This window comes from Flavicella sediminum (genome assembly GCF_006381105.1).
In the GTDB taxonomy this organism is placed as follows: Bacteria; Bacteroidota; Bacteroidia; order Flavobacteriales; family Flavobacteriaceae; genus Flavicella; species Flavicella sediminum.
The window spans coordinates 1-665 of sequence record NZ_VDET01000034.1; the positions used below are offsets into that span (position 1 = coordinate 1).

The window sequence follows — 665 nt, forward strand, 5'->3', positions numbered from 1 at the left end:
GTTTTCTTCTTAGTCGATCTAAAAATAGAAAAACAAGTAGAAATGATATAGAAAAAAAACAGAATCCTATAAAGTAAACCATAAAAACCCACATTAACTGGATGCGGTGTTGTGGCTAGTATTTTAGTCTGTCTATCTCTTTTGTTAATTCAAAATATTCATCTTTTCCAATTTTATTAATCTTATATTCAATTTTAACCAATTCTTTTTGAAGAGAATCTAAATCATCCATATTGTTAATTTTAATCCTTCTCTCCTTATAGATTCCGCATTCCTTATTTTTAAAATATGTAATTTTATCGATTAAATAGGCTATCGAGTTTTCATCTCTGTTTCCCTTATTGATTATTGGATCGATACCATTCAGAGATTTGAGAAATATCAAGGAGTCATGCATGTAGAAGACAGAGTTGATTTCTAAAAATTCTCCAACTTTCAAATAGGATTGCGTTTTTTTACTATTTCCATTTTCAAGATATCTAACTCTTAATTCCGTATTATTGATAACTGTGTCAAAATCTTTAATGAGTCTGACTATTTCATCTATTTCGTTCGCCTGAGTATTTGCTCTTTTAATCCAGTCGTTTTTACAACCAATTAATAATAATAAATTTATTAAAATTAGAACTTTTCTCATATTAGCTACAACGTTTTTGTATAAGGTT

At 27.5% G+C, this 665-nt stretch carries 1 protein-coding gene; it reads right to left on the reverse strand.

All coding sequences use genetic code 11. The features are described 5' to 3' along the window. Positions 1 to 115 precede the first annotated feature (115 nt). Positions 116 to 637 (reverse strand): hypothetical protein, encoded by a 522-nt coding sequence (locus FGM02_RS16500; protein ID WP_139959603.1) that lies wholly within the window; start codon positions 635 to 637, stop codon positions 116 to 118. Between the last annotated feature and the right edge of the window lie 28 nt (positions 638 to 665).